Annotated in this window: 2 protein-coding genes, 1 tRNA gene and 1 pseudogene; 1 reads left to right on the top strand and 3 read right to left on the bottom strand. The window is 70.1% G+C overall.

What is annotated here, in order from left to right; genetic code table 11:
- The 3 genes and pseudogenes from IJH84_RS06380 to IJH84_RS06370 all read right to left on the bottom strand — a co-directional run.
- Positions 1–724: pseudogene (locus IJH84_RS06380) on the bottom strand (hypothetical protein); the annotation flags it as partial.
- A 165-nt stretch (positions 725–889) separates the two neighbouring features.
- The gene (locus IJH84_RS06375; protein WP_200068270.1) at positions 890–1,729 is read right to left on the bottom strand and encodes a DUF4231 domain-containing protein; all 840 of its coding nucleotides are present in this window, start codon (positions 1,727–1,729) and stop codon (positions 890–892) included.
- 557 nt (positions 1,730–2,286) lie between these two features.
- Positions 2,287–2,360, bottom strand: a tRNA-Thr gene (locus tag IJH84_RS06370).
- A gap of 196 nt (positions 2,361–2,556) precedes the next feature.
- Between IJH84_RS06370 and IJH84_RS06365 the strand changes: the two genes are divergently transcribed.
- The coding region (locus IJH84_RS06365) for a hypothetical protein (RefSeq protein ID WP_295141439.1) at positions 2,557–3,962 on the top strand (1,406 nt) is incomplete at its 3' end.

Genomic DNA, 3,962 nt, shown 5'->3' with positions numbered 1-3,962 from the left:
TGCCGAGCATGCCGTTGGCGTTGCTGAGGTCGAGCAGGTGCGGGCGCTGCGCACTGCGCGGGGCGGGCTTGGTGGTCGGGGCGTTGATCGCTTCGGAGCTGCCGCCCGCCTGGCCGTCGGTGCCGCTGAGACCGCCGGATCCGGGCTTGCCCGGCTTGCCGTTCTCGGCGGTGACGTGCTGGTTCATCGCCTCGGGCGGGAGGGCGTTGACGAAGTCGACCATCGCGTTGCCCGCCGTGTTGACGGCGTCGCCGATGTCCCGCGGCGGGAACGCGGGCTGGGCGGCGCGCGCACCGTCGGCCGGGGACTGCGCACTGCGCGGCACCGGGTGCGTGGTCGCGTGGTCGAACGGGGCGAGCGGGTCGCCGAGCGCGCCGTCCTTCTCGGCGGAGCCGCCCAGCGGGCCGTTGTCGAAGGCCGCGTTGAGGGGACCGTTCTCGAGGCTGTTCGCCAAGGGGCCGTTCTGGAAGGTGCTCGCCAGGGGCCCGCCGTCGCGCTGCTGGCCTGCCTGCTGCGCCAACCCGGAGGGTGCGGAGACCACGTCGCCGACGGTCTTCTGGATGCCGTGGACCGTGCCTGCGCCGTGGAAGGCGGTCTGCGCGAGCCCGTTCTGCACGGGCAGTTCGGCCGGGTATTGGGGGGTGGCCAGGGCGGCCCCTGCGGAGCCGACTACGCCGGCCCCGGTCAGCACGGCGGCGGCCGCCGCGGTCAGGCTGCGTTTCATCGCCTTGCTCCTCTCCGCACAGGTGCTCACCTGTGCACCGGGCGGAGAGTACGGAGCCGGGTTCGACCACGAATCAGCGATCACGACCTTCGGAAAATATCTACGCGCAGTGTGTGGAACGGGGCAGAATCCGCTCACTTTCGAGTGATCCGAACGATCCCGCGATCACTGTCCGGCGAAGGACGTGATGTCCACGGATTGGTTGAGGTGCTGTTGGCGCTTGGCCTGCTCCTCGCGCAACGATTCCACGGTATCGGCGAATTCGGCGTAGGCGTCGGTTTCGTCCTCGAACCGACTGTACCGACCGGCCCGCAATTCGACCGAATGGTATTCGCGTTCCAGCACATCGGCGGTCTGCTGCAGGCTCACGCCCCGCTCGCGGTACTTGGCGTAACCGCCGAACGCGGCCGCGACCGCCACCAGCAGCCCGACGCAAACAGCTGCCCAGCGGAAACTGGGGGCCGAAGTGCCCGCGGCGGTGACCGTGGCGCTGACGATCGAGCCGACGATCACCACGGTCTGCAGGAACTGGTCCTTCCAGCGGTGCCTGCCCGCTTCGTCGCGGTAGCGCTCGATCACGTCGGGCAGGTCCGCCCGGTAGCGCTTGCGCATCCCGAGCAGGTCACCGGAGTTCCACTCGTCGAGCTGGTGCTCGCGGTGCGCCCGTTCGACCTCGCGCAGCTCGGTGGCCACCGAGCGCATCCTGAAATGCTGGCGGTAAGCGGTCCGGGCGGAGACGGCGACCGAGCCGATCGGTAGCACCACTGCCGCGACCGTGGCCGCCACGGGCGGATTGAGCAGGCTGATCCCGGCAGCGGAGATGCCGAACAGGGCCAGGTTGCCCGGATAGACCCAGAGCAGCAGGAAGCGTTGCAGCAGCCGTGCCCGGTAGAGCTGCTCGGACAACTCGCTGATGCGTCGTTCCCAGTCCTGCGCCTGGGATTCTCCGGCGATGACCCCGCCGCCGATGATGCCCGTGCCGTTGCCCGCGTCCCAACGCTCCATCACATCGATCCTTCCGGCGTCACTGTGATCGAAGTAGCTCCCCAAGTTCGGCGACAATCGGCTATCAGGGTGAAGGTCGATTGGGCTGATCGGCCTACACCTGGTGGCGCCGTGTGATCACTGCAGGCCGGTCGCGAGATGTCGACTTCGAAACCCGCCAGTGATAACAGCTGTTGCCACCAGCCGTCCGTCACCGTCCCTACTTGCCCCGGATCGGGGTGACCCACTTTGGCAGCGCCGCCGAACGGCTCAATCACGTGGGGCGCGAACGGCGGCGTTCGGACTCTGCTATGGGGCGGAGCCGAGCGGCGTTCTCGGTGGCTGCGGTGGAGTTCACCGCGGTTGTTCGTGTTGGAACTTCTGCTGTGTGCGATTTAGGAATTCCGAATAAAAGCGGAACGATCCAGAACGAAATTTCTTGCCGATTGTTCCGACTTGGAACTTGATCAAGCCGTTCACGCCTACCCGTCCATGGTCCTGCGGTCGCCCGGACCGCACCACGGCGAGCCGGACGCGAAACAGCCCCCTCCCGGAGTCCGGAAAGGGGCTGTGCGCGGAGCCGCCTGCGGGAATCGAACCCGCGACCTACGCATTACGAGTGCGTCGCTCTGTCCGACTGAGCTAAGGCGGCGTTGCGCGGCCAGTGTAGCGGGGCGACGCGACGGCTCCGACGGAGGGGAGGGCTCCGACGGAGGGGAGGTTCCGAGGCGGTCGCGAGCGGCGAGCGGACGTGCACACGCGGCAATCGGGCCGTCACCCCGGCCAGGGCGCGTCGTTGTGCTGATCGGTGATACGTGTCACCGATCCGACCAACGGAGGTCTTCGCGATGCGATCGAACCGACCGCTGCGCCGCTTCGCCGCTTGCACGACGGTGTCGCTGGCCATCGCCGGGCTGAGCGTGCCGGCCGCGTTCGCGGAGACCACCACGACGCCCATTCCGATCCCCGAGGATCCGAACCAGCCGCCCGCGTCCTCCGGCCCGCCGGTACCGCCACCGGGGCCGATCGTGGCGGAAGCCGGCACCGGCATCGGGGTGGTGCGGGTGCTGCCGGGCACCGTGCCCGGGGACTCGATCATCGACGGACAGCAGGTGCCGAACCAGTCCGTGGCGGAAGCCGGCATGGGGCTGGCCACCGCGAAGGCGGACTCGGGGACTTACCTGGCGCAGGAGCGCTCGGTCGCGGAAGCCGCGCCGTTCGGTGCGGCGATCGCGGGCAACCCGATCCAGGTTCCCGGGGTGTCGGTGAACCAGACGGCGCTGCCGGACCACCCCGAACCGACCGCGACCGGCTTCGGGCCGCCTCCGTCGCCTGCCGACTCGGTGCTGAAACTCGGTGCGGTGCAAGGGAGTGCGCACGCGAGGTGGGACGAGCTGCAGGGGCCGTGCGTGTCCCCGATCTCCGATGCGGACACCTCGGTCGCGAGCGTTTCCGCGGTCAACGCGCTGCCCGCGATGCCGGACACCCCGCAGGAGTTCGACCGGCTGGCGAGCGATCCGGGCTCGGCCCAGGCGAAGACCGCCGAGCTGCGCGCGATGCTCGATGGCGGGAAGGGCGCCACGCTCGGCGGTCTGCTCTCCGGCGGTGCGCCGGACGAATCGGGCAACGGCTCGCTGCTCAACGTGCCGCAGTCGATCCGCGCGCACTCCCGCATCGAGCTGGTGGACGTGCCGGGCGCGGCGGGCAAGGCGGTGCGGTCCACCTCCGAGATGCAGCTCGCCAGCGTCCAGCTGCTCGCCGGGACGCCGCAGGAGGTGCGGGTCGACGTGGTCAGCGCGCCGAAGCTGACGGTCACCGCCACCGGCGATCCCGCGACCTCCAGCGTCGACTACTCGGCGCCGGTGCTGCGGGTCTCGCAGGGCGGCCGGGAATTGGCGGTGCTCGACGCGGCGCACCCGACGCAGGACCTGCCGATCGGGATGCCGCCGGGATCGGATCGGCTGCCGGTCGTCGGCGACGCGCTGAACAGCCGGATGCTCGACTTCGGGGTGCTGCGGCTGAACCTCGGATCGCTGACGCAGCAGGCCGACGGCACCGAACTCAGCGCCGATGCGCGGTTGTTCGAGCTGAAGGTGCTGCCTGCCGATGCGCTGGGGATGCCCGGTGCCGCGCTGGCCGACATCTCGTTCGGGGAGCAGTCGGCGCAGGCCGGTGCGCCCGAAGGCGGCGTGCAGTGCGGGCAGCAGCCGCTCCCCGCGCCTGCGGACCCGCCCGCGGAGGGCGCTGCTGCGCC

This window comes from Saccharopolyspora sp. (assembly GCF_017434145.1).
GTDB lineage: Bacteria > Actinomycetota > Actinomycetes > Mycobacteriales > Pseudonocardiaceae > Saccharopolyspora_C > Saccharopolyspora_C galaxeae.
Note: the sequence above shows the minus strand (reverse complement) of the source record. Positions and strands in the feature narration are given on the sequence as shown.

Bases quoted from the DNA above. Each gene is read 5' to 3' on its own strand.
- IJH84_RS06375 (WP_200068270.1), bottom strand. From the start codon at position 1,729: ATGGAGCGTTGGGACGCGGGCAACGGCACGGGCATCATCGGCGGCGGG.